General features: G+C 69.3%; 16 protein-coding genes. 6 read left to right on the forward strand and 10 right to left on the reverse strand.

The window, feature by feature from the left end; translation table 11 throughout:
• Positions 1-11 precede the first annotated feature (11 nt).
• A complete protein-coding gene (locus ALIDE2_RS25250) occupies positions 12-173 on the reverse strand; it encodes a hypothetical protein (RefSeq protein ID WP_013517434.1) in 162 nt (53 codons plus the stop codon).
• Between the two features lie 280 nt (positions 174-453).
• Between ALIDE2_RS25250 and ALIDE2_RS02460 the strand changes: the two genes are divergently transcribed.
• Together ALIDE2_RS02460 and ALIDE2_RS02465 are read left to right on the forward strand one after the other, a co-directional pair.
• Positions 454-1,752 carry a class I SAM-dependent methyltransferase gene (locus ALIDE2_RS02460; protein ID WP_013721304.1) on the forward strand — a complete coding sequence of 433 codons (1,299 nt, stop codon included), beginning with the start codon at positions 454-456 and terminating at the stop codon, positions 1,750-1,752.
• Positions 1,753-1,773: 21 nt separating this feature from the next.
• Positions 1,774-2,094, forward strand: a complete 321-nt coding sequence (locus ALIDE2_RS02465; RefSeq protein ID WP_013517436.1) for a DUF1840 domain-containing protein — start codon at positions 1,774-1,776, stop codon at positions 2,092-2,094.
• 22 nt (positions 2,095-2,116) lie between these two features.
• Here ALIDE2_RS02465 and ALIDE2_RS02470 read toward each other — a convergent pair whose 3' ends face one another.
• The 9 genes from ALIDE2_RS02470 to ALIDE2_RS02510 all read right to left on the reverse strand — a co-directional run bounded on the left by ALIDE2_RS02470 (position 2,117) and on the right by ALIDE2_RS02510 (position 12,854).
• Positions 2,117-3,133, reverse strand: a complete 1,017-nt coding sequence (locus ALIDE2_RS02470) for a tripartite tricarboxylate transporter substrate binding protein (RefSeq protein ID WP_013517437.1) — start codon at positions 3,131-3,133, stop codon at positions 2,117-2,119.
• A 142-nt stretch (positions 3,134-3,275) separates the two neighbouring features.
• Positions 3,276-4,265 (reverse strand): tripartite tricarboxylate transporter substrate-binding protein, encoded by a 990-nt coding sequence (locus ALIDE2_RS02475; protein WP_013517438.1) that lies wholly within the window; start codon positions 4,263-4,265, stop codon positions 3,276-3,278.
• Between the two features lie 126 nt (positions 4,266-4,391).
• Positions 4,392-5,639: a phenylacetate--CoA ligase family protein gene (locus ALIDE2_RS02480; RefSeq protein WP_013517439.1), complete on the reverse strand. Its 1,248-nt coding sequence runs from the start codon at positions 5,637-5,639 to the stop codon at positions 4,392-4,394.
• 90 nt (positions 5,640-5,729) lie between these two features.
• On the reverse strand, positions 5,730-6,572 hold the full coding sequence (locus ALIDE2_RS02485; RefSeq protein ID WP_013517440.1) for an ABC transporter ATP-binding protein: 843 nt from the start codon (positions 6,570-6,572) through the stop codon (positions 5,730-5,732).
• Between the two features lie 139 nt (positions 6,573-6,711).
• Entirely contained in the window at positions 6,712-8,025 is a 1,314-nt protein-coding gene (locus ALIDE2_RS02490; RefSeq protein WP_013517441.1) for an ABC transporter substrate-binding protein, read from the reverse strand.
• Positions 8,026-8,083: 58 nt separating this feature from the next.
• Complete coding sequence (locus ALIDE2_RS02495) at positions 8,084-9,148, reverse strand: branched-chain amino acid ABC transporter permease (RefSeq protein WP_013517442.1); 1,065 nt, start codon at positions 9,146-9,148, stop codon at positions 8,084-8,086.
• A gap of 21 nt (positions 9,149-9,169) precedes the next feature.
• The gene (locus ALIDE2_RS02500; RefSeq protein ID WP_013517443.1) at positions 9,170-10,099 is read right to left on the reverse strand and encodes a branched-chain amino acid ABC transporter permease; all 930 of its coding nucleotides are present in this window, start codon (positions 10,097-10,099) and stop codon (positions 9,170-9,172) included.
• Between the two features lie 20 nt (positions 10,100-10,119).
• Complete coding sequence (locus tag ALIDE2_RS02505) at positions 10,120-10,905, reverse strand: ABC transporter ATP-binding protein (RefSeq protein WP_013517444.1); 786 nt, start codon at positions 10,903-10,905, stop codon at positions 10,120-10,122.
• A 17-nt stretch (positions 10,906-10,922) separates the two neighbouring features.
• Positions 10,923-12,854: an AMP-dependent synthetase/ligase gene (locus ALIDE2_RS02510; RefSeq protein ID WP_013721305.1), complete on the reverse strand. Its 1,932-nt coding sequence runs from the start codon at positions 12,852-12,854 to the stop codon at positions 10,923-10,925.
• Positions 12,855-13,074: 220 nt separating this feature from the next.
• On the opposite strand from ALIDE2_RS02510, the gene ALIDE2_RS02515 reads away from it, so the two are divergent.
• The 4 genes from ALIDE2_RS02515 to ALIDE2_RS02530 all read left to right on the forward strand — a co-directional run bounded on the left by ALIDE2_RS02515 (position 13,075) and on the right by ALIDE2_RS02530 (position 17,355).
• Entirely contained in the window at positions 13,075-14,766 is a 1,692-nt protein-coding gene (locus ALIDE2_RS02515; protein WP_013721306.1) for an AAA family ATPase, read from the forward strand.
• Positions 14,767-14,770: 4 nt separating this feature from the next.
• Positions 14,771-15,475, forward strand: coding sequence for a general secretion pathway protein GspB (locus tag ALIDE2_RS02520; RefSeq protein ID WP_013721307.1), 705 nt, complete (start codon positions 14,771-14,773; stop codon positions 15,473-15,475).
• 141 nt (positions 15,476-15,616) lie between these two features.
• A complete protein-coding gene (locus ALIDE2_RS02525) occupies positions 15,617-16,396 on the forward strand; it encodes a Crp/Fnr family transcriptional regulator (protein ID WP_238530090.1) in 780 nt (259 codons plus the stop codon).
• Between the two features lie 38 nt (positions 16,397-16,434).
• Positions 16,435-17,355 (forward strand): pseudouridine synthase, encoded by a 921-nt coding sequence (locus tag ALIDE2_RS02530; RefSeq protein WP_013517449.1) that lies wholly within the window; start codon positions 16,435-16,437, stop codon positions 17,353-17,355.
• Positions 17,356-17,358 lie beyond the last annotated feature (3 nt).

The following is a 17,358-nucleotide window of genomic DNA, read 5'->3' on the forward strand; positions in this document are numbered from 1 at the left end:
GTGGCGGCGAATCAGCCGTGGCGCTTGCCCGGATTCTTCTTGCTGCGCGTGGCCGTGCCGCGCTCCAGGCTCACGCGCTGGCCGCGGCCATGCGTGGCCACGGGCATGCCGGGCATGGGGGTGGGACGGGGGGTGCGCTTGCGATCGGCTTCGGTGACGATTTTGTTGCCCATGATGGCTCCTGCAATGAATGAACGGTGAAAACCCCGTATTAGGCCATACCCGTGGGGCCCCCTGGCCCGCAGGCTGCCTCGGTGCTCCCAATAGAGTAGCTGTGAGCGCTTGGTGGATAAGCGCTTCATGCCGATTTGACGTATGCTGCATTGCGGCCTACCCTCACGCGGGGCCGCGCGCTTTCGGCCGGGGCTGCTCCCTCGTGTCGGCCTTGGCCGATTGACGGGGCTGCGCGCAGCCTCCAAGAATCGCGTTTGCCAAAAGGTAGGAGGGCGTTTCGTGAAGCATCTGCTCAATTCCCTGGAATCCAGCCTGGCGCAGTCGCCGGTCGGCATCGCCGTGGAACTGCCCGGCGGCCTGCGCCTGGGCAATGCCAATGCCGACCTGCGCCTGCGCTTTCGCGACCGCATGGCGGTCGTGGCGCTGGCCATGGGCGAGATCGGCAACGTGGGCGCGGCCATCGTCGAGGGCCGCGTGGCGCTGGAGGGCAGCATGCGCCAGCTCATGGCGGCGGCGGCGGCCATGCTGCGCTCCGATCCGGCGCGCGACGAGCAGGTGGCCTGGTGGCGGCGCGTGCTGCTGCGCGCGCGTTCCATGGCCGCCCACACACGGGCCCGGGATGCGCAGCACATCCAGTACCACTACGACCTGTCCGACGACTTCTATGCCCTGTGGCTGGACCCGCGGCGCGTCTATTCCTGCGCCTATTTCCGCGCGGACGGCATGACCCTGGCCCAGGCGCAGGAGGCCAAGCTCGACCACATTTGCCGCAAGCTCATGCTGCGCCCCGGCGAGCGTTTCCTGGACATAGGCGCGGGCTGGGGCGGCCTGCTGCTGTGGGCCGCCGAGCATTACGGCGTGGACGCCACGGGCATCACCCTGTCGCGCAACCAGCATGCCCACGTGCAGCGGCTCATCGAGGAGCGCGGCCTGCAGGGCCGGGTGCGCATGCAGCTGCTCGACTACCGCGTGCTGCAGGTGCCCGAGCCCTTCGACAAGATCGCCTCGGTCGGCATGTTCGAGCATGTGGGCCATGCGCAGATGGGGCATTACTTCGCCACCGTGCACCGCCTGCTGCGCCCCGGTGGCCTGCTGATGAACCACGGCATCACGGCCGGCGGGCTGGACAACGCCGCCGGCCTGGGCGCGGGCATGGGCGACTTCATCGAGCGCTACATCTTCCCTGGCGGCGAGCTGATGCACGTGAGCCGGGCTTTGCAGGAAATGGCGCGCGCCGGGCTGGAAATGGTGGACACGGAGAACCTGCGCCCGCACTACGCGCGCACGCTGTGGGCCTGGTCGGATCGGCTGGAGACCCGCTTGGACGAGGCGCGCCGCATCCTCGTGGACCAGCATGGACAGGAGCAGGGCGAGAAGGCCCTGCGCGCCTACCGCCTGTACCTGGCGGGCTGCGCGCTGGCGTTCGAGCATGGCTGGGTCGCGCTGCACCAGGTACTGGCCGCGCGCCCCACGGGCGAGGTCGCGGCGGGGGCGCTCGCGGGCGCGCAGTCCGACTATCCCTTCAACCGCGCCTACATGTACGAAGATAGGGCCGCGGCGCATGCCGCCGCGTCCTGATCCTTTTTCGAGGACATTCAGATGCTCTTCAAATTCAAATCCCGCGCCACGGCCGACCTCATCATGCTCGAACCCAATGGCCGGCAACTGCTGGAAATCATCGGCAAGACGCCCGACCCCCACGGCATCGTGACCGCGGCGCAGATCCCCGCCGCCATCGCCGCCCTGGAGGCCGCCGTGGCCGCTGACGAGGCGAATGCCGGCGCACCCGCCGAGGAGGCCGAAGGCGCCGACGGCGAGCAGCAGCCCCCGCGCGACACCGTGCGGCTGCGCCAGCGCGCGGCGCCGTTCATCGACATGCTGCGCCGCAGCGCTGCCGAAGACCACGACGTGGTCTGGTGAGCGGCGCCCATGGGCGCGCGGGTCAATCGACCTTGGCGCCCGAGGCCTTGACCACCTGCGCCCACTTGCGGTGCTCGCTGTCGATCAGGCCGGCGAACTCGGCCGGCGTGTTGCCGCCAGGGATGGCGCCCTGGGCCAGCAACCGCTCCTTCACGGCCGGCGAGGCGAGCGCCTTGGCCACCTCCTGCTGGATGCGCTGCACCACGTCGGGCGGCGTGCCCGCGGGCGCGAGCAGGCCGAACCAGGAACTGGCCTCGAAGCCCTTGAGCGCGGGGCCGCCGGCTTCCTCCACCGTGGGCACGTCGGGCAGCGCGGCCGAGCGCTGGGCGCTGGTCACGGCCAGCGCCTTGAGCTTGCCGGCCTTGATGTGCGCCATGGACGAGGGCAGGTTGTCGAACATCACGTCCATGTTGCCGCCCACCATGTCCAGCAGCGCCGGGGCCGAGCCGCGGTAGGGCATGTGCAGCATGAAGGTGCCGGTCATGGTCTTGAACAGCTCGCCCGCCAGGTGGATGGAGGTGCCGTTGCCGCTCGAGGCCATGTTGAGCTTGCCCGGGTTGGCCTTGGCGTAGCGTATGAAGTCCTGCACGTTGCCGATGCCTAGGGCGCGCGCCTTCTCGGTGTTCATGACCATGACGTTGGGCACCGAGGCCACCAGCGTGATGGGCGCGAAGTCCTTGATCGGGTCGTAGGGCAGCCTGGCGTACAGCGCGCGGTTGATGCCGTGCGTGCCCACCGTGCCCATGAGCAGCGTGTAGCCGTCGCCCGCCGACTTGGCCACCAGCTCCGCGCCGATGTTGCCGCCCGCGCCGCCGCGGTTGTCCACGATGAACTGCTGGCCGAAGGCCTTGCCCAGCTCGGGCGCGATGGCGCGCGCCAGGATGTCGGTGGTGCCGCCGGCCGCGAACGGTACGACGATGCGCACGGGCTTGGTGGGCCAGGTGGCCTGGGCCTGCGCGGCGCCGGCGGCGCCCAGGCCCAGGGCGAAGGCGGCGGCAATGGCGCGCAGTGACTGGCGGCGTGGGGTGTCGATGTGCATGCGTTCTCCCGGGGAATGTGAAGAAAGCACCGTTTGTAGGCCGGCAGGGGCGCGCATGGGCAGCAGGATTACCCGCAATAGTCCAATAAAAAAGCCCGGCGCATGGGCACCGGGCTTTGGAGGGCCTGCCTGCGGGGCGGGATCAATCCGCGTAGGAGCCGGCGGCCTTGATGACCGCGCCCCACTTGGCGGTCTCGGCCTGCACGAACTTCTTGTGCTCGGCGGGTTCGAGGCGCTTGTCGGTGGTGACCACGGCACCCAGGGCCTCCTCGTTCTTGACGAACTGCGGGTCCTTGAGCGCGACTTTCAGCGCGTCATTGATGGTCTTGACCACGGCCGCGGGCGTGCCCTTGGGGGCGTACAGGCCGTGCCAGATCGTGACCTGGAAGTCCTTCAGGCCCAGCTCTTGCAGCGTGGGCAGGCCCTTGAGCGCGGGCGTTGCCAGGCGCTTGGGCGTGGTCACGGCGTAGGCCTTGACCTTCTTGGCCTCGATCTGGCTGGTGGTGTTGGTGGTCTGGTCGCACAGCAGGTCCACCTGGTTGCCCATCAGGTCGGCGATGGCGGGCGCGGCGCCCTTGTAGGGCACGGACGTCATCTCGGTCTGGAGCGCGCTCTGGAACATCAGGCCGCACAGGTGCGAGGCCGATCCCAGCCCAGCGTTGGCCAGGTTGACCTTGCCCTTGTTGGCTGCGATCCAGGCCGTCAGTTCCTTGTAGTTGTTGGCCGGCAGCGTGGGCTTGCCGATCAGCGTCATGGGCACGTCGTTGATGATGCCCAGGTACTCGAAGTCGTTCTCGACGTTGAAGGGCAGCTTGCGGTACATGCTGGGCACGGTGGCCATGCCGATGTGGTTGAGCAGCAGCGTGTAGCCGTCCGGCGCGGCGCGCGCCACCTTGGCCATGCCGATCGAGCTGCCGGCGCCGGCCGTGTTGTCCACGACGATGGTGGCGCCGCCCAGGGGCTTGCGCAGCGCCTCGGCCAGGTCGCGCGCCACGCGGTCGGTGGGGCCGCCCGCGGTGAAGGGGACGACGATGGTGATGGTCTTGCCGGCTGCCGGATAGGTCTGCGCGCAGACGCCGAAGGCGGCCAGGATGGCGGCCGCGCCCAGGACGAGCTTGAAGGGGTGGTTCATGATGCTCCTTGAGAAAAAACGCAATGATAGAGAGGAAGCATGAACGCCTGCCTTGCTTCCCGGCGCTCTATTGCGCTGCGCGCTCCCGCTCGCCAACCCCTCTCCCGCAAGGGGAAAGGGCGCGCCTCAGCGGTAACTGCGCGCGTCCTCGATGACCTTGCCGTCGTTGGGCAGGCTGCCTGGTGGCAGCATCTGCACCTCGCCGCGCAGCTTGGTGACCTCGCGCAGCGCCTCGGCCAGCAGTTGCGCCAGGCCGGCGGCGGTTTCGGTGGTCTCGACCTGCAGCACCATCTGGTCGTTGGCCATCTCGCCGCTGACCACCAGGCGCGCGCGCTGCACCTGCGGGAAGCGCTTGACGACGGCCGCCACCTGGCCCGGCTGCACGAACATGCCGCGCACCTTGGTGGTCTGGTCGGCGCGGCCCAGCCAGCCCTTGATGCGCGTGTTGGTGCGGCCCGTGGGGCAGGCGCCGGGCAGCACGGCCGAGAGGTCGCCGGTGCCGAAGCGGATCAGCGGGTAGTCGGGGTTGAGCGTGGTCACGACCAGCTCGCCCACCTCGCCTTCGGGCACGGGGTCGCCCGTGCCGGGGCGCACGATCTCGACGATCACGCCCTCGTCGAGCACAAGGCCCTCGCGCGCCTCGGTCTCGTAGGCGATCAGGCCCAGGTCGGCCGTGCCGTAGCACTGGAAGCCCGTCACGCCGCGCTCGGCGAACCAGTCGCGCAGCGAGGGCGGGAAGGCCTCGGCCGAGAACAGGGCCTTGGTCACGCTGGGCAGCTCCACTGCCATCTCGGCGGCCTTCTCCAGGATGATCTTGAGGAAGCTCGGCGTACCCACGTAGCCCGCCGGGCGCAGGTCGGCCATGGCTTGCACCTGCTGCTCGGTCTGGCCGGTGCCGCCGGCAAACACCGTGCAGCCCAGGGCGTGGGCGGCCGTCTCCATCATCGAGCCGGCGGGCACGAAGTGGTAGGAAAAGCAGTTGTGCACCAGGTCGCCGGCCCGAAAGCCCGCGGCGTACAGGGCGCGGGCCATGCGCCAGTAGTCGCGGCGCGCGCCCTCGGGCTCGTAGATGGGGCCGGGGCTGGCGAACACGCGCGGCATGGCGGAGCCAAAGCCCATGCCGGCGAAGCCGCCGAAGGGGGATTCGGCGCGCCCCGCCTGCTGGCGCTGCTGCAGCTCGTACTTGCGCGTGACGGGCAGCTGCGCCAGCGCGCCGCGGCTGGCGATGCTGCCGGCATCGATCCCGGCGAGGATCTCGGCGAAGGCCGGCGCGGCCTGTTGGGCATGGGCGATCTGCCGGGCCAGCGCGGCCATCTGGTCTGCCTCGCGCTCAGCGGAGGAGCGGGTTTCCAGGGCGTCGTAGAACTTGTTCATGCCGTGGTTTCCTATGCGTTCCGGTTTTCAGGACAAAAGCGGCCAGACATCAGGCGTGGATTGCGCTGGCCGCCATGGAATCTGGGGTGCTCAGGCGAGCCAGCGCTTGCGCCGTTTATAGCTCTTGACGTCCTTGAAGCTTTTGCGCTCACCCCCACCCATGCCCAGATAGAACTCTTTCACGTCCTCGTTGTTGGCCAGCTCCTGGGCCGGGCCGTCCATGACGATACGCCCGCTTTCCATGATGTAGCCGTAGTCCGAATACTTGAGCGCCATGTTCGTGTTCTGCTCGGCCAGCAGGAAGGTGACTTTCTCCTTGCTGTTGAGGTCTTTGACGATGTGGAACACCTCGTCCACGATCTGCGGCGCCAGGCCCATGGAGGGCTCGTCGAGCAGCACCATGCGCGGGTTGCTCATGATGGCGCGGCCGATGGCGCACATCTGCTGCTCGCCGCCCGAGGTGTAGGCCGCCTGGCTGGTGCGGCGCGTCTTCAGGCGCGGGAAGTAGCTGTAGACCTTCTCCAGGTTGGCGGCGATCTCGCCCCTGTCGCTGCGCGTGTAGGCGCCGGTGAGCAGGTTCTCCTCGATCGTCAGGTGGGCGAAACAGTGCCGGCCCTCCATGACCTGCACCACGCCGCGCTTGACCAGGTCGGCGGGCGAGAGGTTCTCGATGCGCTCGCCCTCCAGCGTGATGCCGCCCTTGGTGACCTCGCCGCGCTCGCCCTTGAGCAGGTTGGAGATGGCACGCAGCGTGGTGGTCTTGCCGGCGCCGTTGCCGCCCAGCAGGGCCACGATGCTGTGGTGCGGCACCTTCAGGGAGACGCCCTTGAGCACCAGGATCACGTGGTTGTAGATGACTTCGATGCCGTTGACCTCCACCAGCGGCGTGGCGCTGGCGGCGGGGGCGGCGGTGGGTTGGGAGGCAGCGCTCATGGGGTCACCTGATGCTCATTGTTTGATAGCTATAGGCGCTTGCCAGGCAAGCGTTCGGTCCATATTTTGCTGTGATCGTGCGACCGCGCGGGCCTGGTGGATGCGCGCGTGCGCACCCACCAGGGGCGGGCGCATCAGATCAGCTGCAGCTGCGCACCTTGAGGTTCTTCTCCTTGGCGTACTTTTCGCCGTATTCCTTGACCAGGGGATCGATCAGGGACTTGTCGGCCTGGTACCAGTCAGAGACCGCCACCCACTTGGCGCCGTCCCACTGCGCGATGCGCGACCAGTCGGTGCCCATGTGGTTCTCGCAGCTGGTCTTGATCGGCTTGAGGATCTTGCCGAAGCCCAGCTCGTTCAGGCGTTCCTGCGTCAGGTTGAGGTTCTCCAGGCCCCAGCGCACCTGCTCGGAGGTCATGACCTTGCCCTTGCCGAACTTCTCCTGCGCCGTGCGGATGGCCTCGACCTGCAGCATGGAGATCACCATGCCGCGCGTATGGGCCATGGCGCCGAGCTCCTTGGCATCCTTGGCCGTGCCCTGGCCCTTGTCGTAGAGCTGGGCCTTGACCTCGTCGTGCACCTTGTCGTGCTCGGCGGTGTTGTGGATGGTGACGGTGTTGTAGCCCTTGGCGCCGGCGCCGATGTCCTTGACGTCATGGTCCGAGCCGGCCCACCAGATGCCGTAGATCTTCTCGCGGGCGTAGCCCGTGGCCTGGGCCTCGCGCACGGCGGTGGGCGTCATCACGCCGGCCGACCACAGCAGCACGTAGTCGGGGCGCTGCTGGCGCACCTGCAGCCAGGTGGACTTCTGCTCCACGCCGGGCGCCGTCACCGGCAGCTTGAGCAGCTCGAAGCCCTCCTTGGCGGCGCGTTTCTCCAGCAGCGGGATGGGCTCCTTGCCGTAGGGCGAGTCGTGGTAGACCAGGGCGATCTTCTTGCCCTTGAGGCTGCCCTTCTCCTTCTTCAGGATGTCCTGGATGATGGAGTCGGCCGCCGTCCAGTACGTGCCCAGCAGCGGGAAGTTCCACTCGAACACCCGGCCGTCGGCCGACTGCGACAGCCCGTAGCCCGCGGTGACGATGGTGGCCTTGTCGCCGGGCGCCTTGTCGCTCACGGCGTAGGTGATGCCCGTGGACTGGGTGTCGAAGCTGGCGGTGCCGCCCGGGCGGCTCTTGAGGCGCTCGTAGCATTCCACGCCCTTGGCCGTGTCGTAGGCGGTCTCGCATTCCTCGAACGCGATCTTCACGCCGTTGATGCCGCCCCTGGCGTTGACCAGCTTGAGGTAGTCCTGCTTGCCATCGGCCCATGGAATGCCCAGCGGGGCGAACTGGCCCGTGCGGTACACCAGCAGCGGCTGGAACTGCTCCTGCGCCTGTGCGGCGGGCGAGCCCAGCAGGGCGCCCATGCCTGCGGCCACCGTGGCGGCAGCGATTGCGGCTTTCTTGAACATCATGGTCTCAGTCTCCTTCGGGGTTGTGAAAGGCAGTCCTGGCGGGGCTGCAGGGGGGAAATCAATGCGGGAACGGCCACACGCGCAGCTTCTGGCGCGCCGTGGACCATAGCTTGGCCAGGCCGTGGGGCTCGACAATGAGGAAGAACACGATCAGCGCGCCGAAGATCATGTGCTCCAGGTAGGTGGCGGTGGCCGTGGAGATCGGTAGCCCCAGCCAGTGCGGCACCTGGTTCAGGAGCAGCGGCAGCAGGATGAAGAACGCCGCGCCGAAGATGCTGCCCATGATGGAGCCCAGGCCGCCGATGATGACCATGAACAGCAGCTGCAGCGACCTGTCCAGGCTGAAGGCCGCGGGCTCCCAGGCGCCCAGGTGCACGAAGCCCCACAGCGCGCCGGCAATGCCGACGATGAAGCTGCTGACGGCGAAGGCCGACAGCTTGGCGTACACCGGGCGGATGCCGATCACGGCGGCGGCCACGTCCATGTCGCGCATGGCCATCCATTCGCGGCCCACCGAGCTGCGCACCAGGTTCTTGGCGGCCAGCCCCAGCACGCACAGGATGCCCAGGCACAGCAGGTACTTCTCCATCGGCGTGTCGATCTGCCAGCCGGCGATGGCCAGGGCCTTGGCGCTGACCGAGCCCGAGGAGGAGTTGTTCGTCACCCAGTCGGCGCGGGTGGTGATCCAGTCCACGAAGAACTGCGCCGCCAGCGTGGCCACGGCCAGGTACAGGCCCCGGATGCGCAAGGACGGCAGGCCGAACACCACGCCGAACACCATGGCGATCAGGCCGCCGCCGATCAGCGCCAGCAGCAGCGGCATGCCGTCGAAGCGCGCCTGCAGGTTGTAGGCGGCATAGGCGCCCACGGCCATGAAGGCCGCCGTGCCCAGCGAGATCTGGCCGCAGTAGCCCACCAGGATGTTCAGCCCCAGCGCGCCCAGCGACATGATCAGCAGCGGGATCAGGATGGCCTGGAAGAAATAGTCGCTGGCCACCATGGGCACGACCACGAAGGCCACGGCCAGGATCAGCCCGATGGCGATGCGGTCCTGGGTGACGGCGAAGATCTGCTGGTCGGCCGAGTAGCTGGTCTTGAACTGGCCGTTCTCACGGTAAAACATGGCGTGTTCTCCCTTGGTTCTTTACACGCGATCAATGATTTTGTCGCCGAACAGCCCCTGGGGCCGCACCAGCAGGAAGCACAGCGCCAGGCCATAGGCGAACCAGGTCTCTATGCCGCCGCCCACCATGGGGCCGATGTAGACCTCGGAGAGCTTCTCGCCCACGCCGATGATCAGGCCGCCGATGATGGCGCCCGGCAGCGAGGTGAGCCCGCCCAGGATCACCACCGGCAGGGCCTTGAGGGCCACCAGCGACAGCGAGTACTGCACGCCGAGCTTGGAGCCCCAGATGATGCCCACCACCAGGGCCACGCCGCCGGCCACCGACCACACGATGACCCAGATGCGCGACAACGGGATGCCGATCGACTGGGCCGCCTGGTGGTCGTCGGCCACGGCGCGCAGGGCGCGCCCGGTCTTGGTCTTCTGGAAGAACAGGCTCAGGCACACCACCAGCAGCGCGGCGATGCAGGCGGCGTACAGGTCCTCCAGGCTGATCATGACGCCGCCCTCGATCAGGCCGTCCATGACGAACACCGGGTCCTTGGGCATGCCCACGTTGATGCTGTAGACCGCGCTGCCGAACACCATGGGCCCCAGGCCGTCGAGCAGGTAGGCGATGCCCAGGGTCGCCATCAGCAGCGCGATGGGCTCCTGGTTCACGAGGTGGCGCAGGGCGAAGCGCTCGATCACCCAGGCCACCACCACCATCAGCGCCAGCGTGACCACGATGGCCAGCAGGTTGCCCACCAGCCCGGGCGTCATGCCCAGCCAGCCGGGAATCCACTCGGCGAAGCGCGCCATGGCCAGGGCCGAGAACAGCACCATCGCGCCCTGGGCGAAGTTGAAAACGCCCGAGGCCTTGAAGATCAGCACGAAGCCGATGGCGATCAGCGCGTACAGCGTGCCCACCATCAGGCCGCCGATCAGGGTTTCGAGGAAAAATCCCATGTTCTGTGCTCCTGCTAGTCTCAGTGGGCCGTGCCCAGGTAGGCGCGGATCACGTCTTCGTTGTCGCGCACCTCGTCAGGCGCGCCGTCGCCGATCTTCTTGCCGTAGTCCAGCACCACCACGCGGTCGCTGATGTCCATCACCACGCCCATGTCGTGCTCGATGAGCACGATGGTGGTGCCGAACTCGTCGTTCACGTCGAGGATGAAGCGGCACATGTCCTGCTTCTCCTCCACGTTCATGCCGGCCATGGGCTCGTCGAGCAGCAGCACCTGCGGCTCCATGGCCAGGGCGCGCCCCAGGTCCACGCGCTTTTGCAGGCCGTAGGGCAGCTGGCCCACGGGGGTCTTGCGCCAGGCCTGGATCTCCAGGAAGTCGATGATGTGCTCGACGAACTCGCGGTGGCGGATCTCCTCGCGCTCGGCCGGGCCTATGCGCAGCGCCTGCATGAGCAGGTTGCTTTTGATCTTGAGGTTGCGCCCGGTCATGATGTTGTCGATCACGCTCATGCCCTTGAACAGCGCCAGGTTCTGGAAGGTACGCGCCACGCCCATCTCGGCCACCTGGCGGCTGTTCATGTGGCTGAAGGTCTTGCCGCGGAAGGTGATCGATCCCTCCTGCGGCGTGTAGACCCCGTTGATGCAGTTGAGCATGGAGCTCTTGCCCGCGCCGTTGGGGCCGATGATGGAGCGGATCTCGTGCTCGCGCACGTCGAACGAGATGTCGGTCAGCGCCTTGACGCCGCCGAACCTGAGGCTGATGTTCTTGACGTCCAGGATGACGTCGCCGATCTTCTTGCTGGTCATGGGGGTGGCCTCTCGTGTCAGGCGGCGGCGCTGGCCGGGTAGGTCTTGGCGTCGATGATCTTGAGCGTGGCGCTCACCGTCCCCGTGCGCCCGTCCTCGAACTTCACCTGGGTCTCGATGAACTGCTCGCCCTTGCCCGCGTACAGGGCATCGATCAGCACGCCGTACTTTTCGGCGATGAAGTTGCGCCGCACCTTGCGCGTGCGCGTGAGCTCGTCGTCGTCCGGGTCCAGCTCCTTGTGCAGCACCAGGAAGCGCGCCACCTGGGTGTCGGCCATGCCGCTCTCGCGCGCCAGGTCGGCATTGACCTGGGCCACGCAGTCGGCGACCAGCTCCAGCACCTTGGCTTTGGAGGCCAGGTCCACGTAGCCGGCGTAGGGCAGGTTCTGCCGCTCGGCCCAGTTGCCCACGGCCTCGAAGTCGATGTTGATGAAGGCGCAGACCTGGTCGCGGTCGTGGCCGAAGCACACGGCTTCCTTGATGTGCGAGAAGAACTTGAGCTTGTTCTCGATGTAGTTGGGCGCGAACATTGCGCCGCTCCTGAGCTTGCCCACGTCCTTGGCGCGGTCGATGATGCGCAGCTGGCCGTTGGCGTCGATCACGCCCGCGTCGCCCGTGTGGAAGTAGCCGCTGGCGTCGATGACCTCGGCCGTGGCGTCGGGGCGCTTGTAGTACTCCTTGAGCACCGCGACGCCCTTGACCAGCACCTCGCCGTTGTCCGCCAGCTTCAGCTCGATGCCCGGCGCCGCCTGGCCCACGCTGTTGAGGTCCACCTGGCCGTCGCGCTGCAGGCAGACGTAGGCGCAGGTCTCGGTCTGGCCGTAGAACTGCTTGAGGTTGATGCCTATGGAGCGGAAGAACTTGAACAGCTCCGGCCCTATCGCCGCGCCGGCCGTGTAGGCCACGCGGATGCGCGACAGCCCCATGACGTTGCGCAGCGGCCCGTAGACGGCGAAGTCGGCCAGGCGGTACTTGAGCCGGTCCAGGGCGCCCACCGGCTTGCCGTCCAGGATGTCCGAGCCCACGCGGCGCGCCAGCTCCATGGCCTTCTCGTACATGCGGCGCTTGAAGGGGGCCGCGTCCTCCATGCGGATGGAGATCGAGGTCAGCATGCCCTCGAACACGCGCGGCGGCGCGAAGTAATAGGTCGGGCCGATCTCGCGCATGTCGATGCTGACGGTGCTGGCCGACTCAGGGCAGTTGATGGTGTAGCCCGCCACCAGCCATTGCGCCAGCGAGAACAGGTGGTCGCCCACCCAGGCCGGCGGCAGGTAGGAGATGATGCTGTCCTGCGGGCCCAGCTTGTCCACCTCGGCCGCGCCGCTGGCCGCGCCGATGAAGCTCGCGTGCGTTTGGCACACGCCCTTGGGCTTGCCCGTGGTGCCCGAGGTGTAGAGGATGACCGACACGTCCTGCGGGCTGACCTGCCCGAGCATGGACTCCCACACCCCGGGATGGGCCTGGTCCCACTGCCTGCCCCTGGCCACCAGCTCGGCGGTGCTGATCAGGCCCGGCTGGTCGTAGTTGCGCAGGCCGCGCGGGTCGTCGTAGATGATGTGGGCGATGCCGGGCACGGACTCGCGCACCTCCAGCAGCTTGTCCACCTGCTCCTGGTTTTCGGCGAACGCGAAATGGATCTCTGCGTCCTCCATGACGAAGCGCATCTCGTTGGCCACCGCGTCCTGGTACAGCGGGATCGGCACCCCGCCTATGCTCTGCACGGCGATGAAGCCCATGTACACGTGCGGCCGGTTGTCGCTGATCAGCGCCAGGTTCTGGCCCTTGGCGAAACCTAGCGACAGCAGGCCGCAGGCCATGAGGCGCACCTCGGCGGCGGCGGCCTTCCAGCTCCAGGTCTGCCAGATGCCGTATTCCTTCTCGCGCAGGGCGGGGGCATCCGGGCGCTGTGCGGCGTGCTGCAGCAGTAGTTGGGGGAAGGTGGTCGTCATTCCCGTTCCTTATCAGGATCAGTGGAGGGCGAGGGGTTCAGGGCGGCGGCGTGCCGCTACCCGAGATTGACGCGGATATTAGGAACGACTTTGACGTTATTTTGTCTTCTGAACGACATTTAAAGGGTTAATCCCCGGGGGGCAAACCCTGAATCGGGGGCTGTGCGGCCTATCCCGGCCTGTCTGCCCCGGTGCGCCGGGGCGCTGTATCCTCGCCCCCATGTACGCAGCGTTCCTCGGCCTCGCGCATGCGCCGTTCTCCATCGCACCCGACCCGCGCTACCTGTTCATGAGCGAGCGGCACCGCGAGGCGCTGGCGCACCTGCTCTACGGGCTGGATGCGGGCGGCGGCTTCGTGCTGCTCACGGGTGAGATCGGCACCGGCAAGACCACCGTGTGCCGCTGCTTCCTGGAGCAGATTCCGGCGCACTGCAACGTGGCCTACATCTTCAACCCCAAGCTCACGGTGCCCGAGCTGCTGCGCTCCATCTGCGACGAGTTCGGCGTGGTCCACCGGCCTGCGGTGCCCGGCGCCGAGACCGTGAAGGACTGCCTGGACCCGCTCAACGAATTCCTGCTGCAGCAGCACGCCGCCGGGCGCAACAACGTGCTCATCATCGACGAGGCGCAGAACCTGGCGCCCGACGTGCTGGAGCAGCTGCGCCTGCTTACCAACCTGGAGACCAGCGAGCGCAAGCTGCTGCAGATCATCCTGATCGGCCAGCCCGAGCTGCGCGCCATGCTGGCCCGCCCCGAGCTGGAGCAGCTCGCGCAGCGCGTCATCGCGCGCTACCACCTGCAGGCGCTGGGCCCTGAGGAGACGCGCCAGTACATCGCCCACCGCTTGGCCGTGGCCGGGCTGCAGGGGCCGCCGCCGTTCCAGCGCCGGGCGCTGGCGCGCGTGCATGCGCTGGCGGGGGGCGTGCCGCGGCGCATCAACCTGCTGTGCGACCGCGCGCTGCTCGGCGCCTACGCCGCGGGCGTGCGCGAGGTCAGCGACGCCATGGTGCGCAAGGCCGCGCGCGAGGTGTTCGACGCGAACGCCGCCGCCCCCCGGCCCGCCGGGGGGCGCGCGCGCTGGTGGGCCGCTGGCGCGGGGGGGCTGCTGGGCGCGGCCGCCGTGGCCGGGCTGGGCTGGTCCATGGGCTGGTGGCCGCAGCCAGCGGCCGTGGCCGGGCGCCCCGCGGCACAGGCACCGGCGCCGCAGGCCTCCGCGGCGCCAGTCGCCGCGGCTGCCGCGTCCGGGGCGTCCGCCCCGCAGGCCGCGGCCTCGGCGCCAGCGGTGCCCCTCACGCTGGCGCGCTTCCTGTCCGCGCAGCCCGCGGCGGACACGGCGCCGGCCTGGCAACTGCTGGCGCAGGCATGGCAGGCCAGCCTGCCGGCCGACGTGGCCGACCCCTGCGCCGTGCTGGCGCCCGAGGGGCTGCGCTGCTGGCGCAGCCGCCGCGCCAGCCTGAACCTGCTGCGCTTGCTGGACCGGCCGGCGCTGCTGACGCTGCAGCCGTCCGATGCGCAGCAGGGCGCGCGCGGCGCCGTGCTGCTCCGGCTCGACGGCGCCATGGCCACGCTGCAGGGCGTTGACGGCGCCACACTGCAGGTGCCAGTGGTCGAGCTGGCGCCGCTGTGGCACGGTGAGACCGCCACGCTGTGGAAGGCCCCCGCCAACCTGCCCGCCGGCGATGACGTGGCCGCCACGGCCGCCGGCGCCGCCTGGCTGGACCGGCAGCTGGCGCTGGCCGGCGCCGCGCCGGCCGGATCGCGCGGCGTATCGCCCGAGGTGCGGCGCGCGCGCGTGCACCAGTTCCAGCTGGGACAGGGCCTCACGCCCGATGGCCAGGCCGGCCCCTTGACCCTGATGCTGCTCAACCGCGCCGCCGGCGTGCAAGAGCCGCGCTTGCGCGGCGGAGCCTGAACCCATGTCCTACATCCTCGACGCCTTGCGGCGCGCCCAGGCTGAGCGCGGCCGCGGCAGCGTGCCGGGCCTGCACACGCCCACCACGCCCGCGGCCGGCCTGCCCGCGGCCGATGCGAGTCCGGCGCGCAGCATGCTGAGGGCGCTGCTCGCGCTGGCGCTGGGCGTCGGCCTGGCGGGTGGCGCCTGGTGGCTGTGGCGCACTCCGTCCGCGCCCGCGCCGGTGGTCGCCCCGTCCACCCCTGTCGCCGCCGTGGCGCCTCCCGCGCCGCCGGCCGCCGTGCAGGCCGCGCCCGCATCGGCGCCTGCCGCCGCACCCGCATCGGCGGCACGGCCCGCGCAGGCCGCGCCGCCGCCACGCCCCGCCCAGCCCGCGGCGCGGGCCGAGCGCCGCGCTGCCGAAGCTGGCCCAGCCCCGGCTGCCAAGGCGCCGCCCCCGCGCAGCGCGCCGCCGAAGCCGGCCGAGGCGCCGGCTGCGCCCGTGTTCGCCCAGGCCGACCTGCCGCCGGCCGTGCGCGAGCAACTGCCCACGCTGCAGCTGGCCGGCCTGACCTATTCCTCCAACCCGCTGTACCGCATGGTTATCGTCAACCGCCAGGTGCTGCACGAGGGCGACCAGGCCGCGCCAGGGCTGGTGCTCGAACGCATAGAGCCGGGCCGCACGGTCTGGTCGTTCCGTGGCTACCGCTACGCCCTGCCCGTGCAGTAGATTTAGGGGGAAATATGCCCGTAGCGCTTGTTCATAAAGCGCTATAAGCTATCAAATAAATAGCGATTGCCTGGCAGGCTCGGTGCCGGTCGTGGTATTCCCGCTGCCCGGCCGGGGCGGTTTCGCGCCATGCTTGCATGCATGAACCAAGACGCGTCCCTGCACCAACGGCGCCGCCCGCCCACCGCGCACGAACTCGGCGGCATTCCCTGGCTGGGCCTGCTGCAGCCGGCCGAGCGCGAGCGCGCCGTGGCCGCGCTGGTGGTGGGGGACGCTCGTCCGGGCGACTACGTCTGCCGCACCGGCCGCTCGCCCACATACTGGTTCGGTGTAGTCGAGGGACTGCTCAAGGTGGCGATCGAGAGCGCCCAGGGAGAGGCGGTGACCTTCACCGGCATGCCCCCCGGAGGATGGTTCGGCGAGGGCACGGCGATCAAGCGCGAGCCTTACCGCTTCAACGTGCAGGCGCTGCGCGCCAGCCTGGTCGCGGGCTTGCCGATCGATGACTTTCACTGGCTGCTGGACCACTCCATCGGCTTCAACCGCTTCATCATGGACCAGCTCAACGAACGCCTGGGCCAGTTCATCGCGGCGCGCGAGATCGACCGCCTGGGCAGCCCCGACGCGCGCGTGGCGCGCGGCTTGGCGGCGCTGTTCAACCCGGTGCTCTACCCGGGGGTGGGGCAGGTGCTGCGCATCACCCAGCAGGAGCTGGCCTACCTGGTCGGCCTGTCGCGCCAGCGCGTGAACGAGGCCCTGGCCTTTCTGGAGGCGCAGGGCGCGATCCGCGTGGAGTACGGCGGCCTGCGCGTGCTCGACCTGCAGGCGCTGCGCAGCAGCCCGTTCGCGCGCACCGAGGGCGACGAGGGCGCCCGTACGCGCCGCAGGGCGGCGGCGGGCGCGGCCCACCCTGCGCTCTGAGAACACGTTCTGAATGCTCCGGGCGCGACAATAGCGCCATGCCCGATACGCCCTCCCGCATCCATCCGCCCGCCACACAGGCCCCAAGCGCCGCGCCGCGCACACGCCTGGTGCTGCGCCGTCCCGACCCGGCCGCCAAGGCGCCCTCCACGGCGCGCCCGGCGCAGGCGCGTGCGCCTGCGGCGCGGCCCCCCGCGGCGGCCGACGGACGCATGCGCCTGAACAAGCGCATGGCCGACCTGGGCCTGTGCTCGCGCCGCGAGGCCGACGACTGGATCGCCCAGGGCTGGGTGCGCGTCAATGGCCAGGTGGCGGTCATGGGCCTGCAGGTCGGGCCGCAGGACCGCATCGAGGTGGACCGCGCCGCCCAGGGCCGCCAGAGCCAGCAGGTCACCATCCTGCTGCACAAGCCCATGGGCTACGTGAGCGGCCAGGCCGAGGACGGCCACACCCCGGCCGTGGCCCTGGTCAACGCGCGCTCGCACTGGCAGGGCGACGCGAGCCGCATGCGCTTCGCGCCCGCGCAGCTCAAGGGCCTGGCGCCCTGCGGGCGGCTGGACATCGATTCCGTGGGCCTGCTGGTGCTCACGCAGGACGGGCGCGTGGCGCGCCAGCTCATTGGCGAGGACTCGGCGGTGGACAAGGAATACCTGGTGCGCGTGCAGTACGGCGAGCGCACGCAGGACGTGCGTGCCGTGTTCCCGGCCGACAGGCTGGCGCTGCTGTGCCACGGCCTGCTTCTCGACGGCCAGCCGCTCAAGCCCGCCCAGGTGGACTGGCAGAACCCCGAGCAGCTGCGCTTCGTGCTGCGCGAGGGCAAGAAGCGCCAGATCCGCCGCATGTGCGAGCTCGTGGGCCTGAAGGTGGTGGGCCTCAAGCGCATCCGCATCGGCCGGGTGCTGCTGGGCAACCTGCCCGTGGGCCAGTGGCGCTACCTGGCGCCGGGCGAGCGGTTCTGACCT

Source organism: Alicycliphilus denitrificans K601 (assembly GCF_000204645.1).
Classification (GTDB): Bacteria; Pseudomonadota; Gammaproteobacteria; order Burkholderiales; family Burkholderiaceae_C; genus Alicycliphilus; species Alicycliphilus denitrificans.

Excerpts from the sequence above, each read along its gene's own strand:
- ALIDE2_RS02525 (WP_238530090.1), top strand. The coding sequence starts at position 15,617 with ATGAACCAAGACGCGTCCCTGCACCAACGGCGCCGCCCGCCCACCGCG.
- ALIDE2_RS25250 (WP_013517434.1), bottom strand. The coding sequence starts at position 173 with ATGGGCAACAAAATCGTCACCGAAGCCGATCGCAAGCGCACCCCCCGT.
- ALIDE2_RS02480 (WP_013517439.1), bottom strand. The coding sequence starts at position 5,639 with ATGAACAAGTTCTACGACGCCCTGGAAACCCGCTCCTCCGCTGAGCGC.
- ALIDE2_RS02515 (WP_013721306.1), top strand. The coding sequence starts at position 13,075 with ATGTACGCAGCGTTCCTCGGCCTCGCGCATGCGCCGTTCTCCATCGCA.
- ALIDE2_RS02505 (WP_013517444.1), bottom strand. The coding sequence starts at position 10,905 with ATGACCAGCAAGAAGATCGGCGACGTCATCCTGGACGTCAAGAACATC.
- ALIDE2_RS02495 (WP_013517442.1), bottom strand. The coding sequence starts at position 9,148 with ATGTTTTACCGTGAGAACGGCCAGTTCAAGACCAGCTACTCGGCCGAC.
- ALIDE2_RS02490 (WP_013517441.1), bottom strand. The coding sequence starts at position 8,025 with ATGATGTTCAAGAAAGCCGCAATCGCTGCCGCCACGGTGGCCGCAGGC.
- ALIDE2_RS02500 (WP_013517443.1), bottom strand. The coding sequence starts at position 10,099 with ATGGGATTTTTCCTCGAAACCCTGATCGGCGGCCTGATGGTGGGCACG.
- ALIDE2_RS02510 (WP_013721305.1), bottom strand. The coding sequence starts at position 12,854 with ATGACGACCACCTTCCCCCAACTACTGCTGCAGCACGCCGCACAGCGC.
- ALIDE2_RS02485 (WP_013517440.1), bottom strand. The coding sequence starts at position 6,572 with ATGAGCGCTGCCTCCCAACCCACCGCCGCCCCCGCCGCCAGCGCCACG.
- ALIDE2_RS02470 (WP_013517437.1), bottom strand. The coding sequence starts at position 3,133 with ATGCACATCGACACCCCACGCCGCCAGTCACTGCGCGCCATTGCCGCC.
- ALIDE2_RS02530 (WP_013517449.1), top strand. The coding sequence starts at position 16,435 with ATGCCCGATACGCCCTCCCGCATCCATCCGCCCGCCACACAGGCCCCA.
- ALIDE2_RS02475 (WP_013517438.1), bottom strand. The coding sequence starts at position 4,265 with ATGAACCACCCCTTCAAGCTCGTCCTGGGCGCGGCCGCCATCCTGGCC.
- ALIDE2_RS02465 (WP_013517436.1), top strand. The coding sequence starts at position 1,774 with ATGCTCTTCAAATTCAAATCCCGCGCCACGGCCGACCTCATCATGCTC.
- ALIDE2_RS02520 (WP_013721307.1), top strand. The coding sequence starts at position 14,771 with ATGTCCTACATCCTCGACGCCTTGCGGCGCGCCCAGGCTGAGCGCGGC.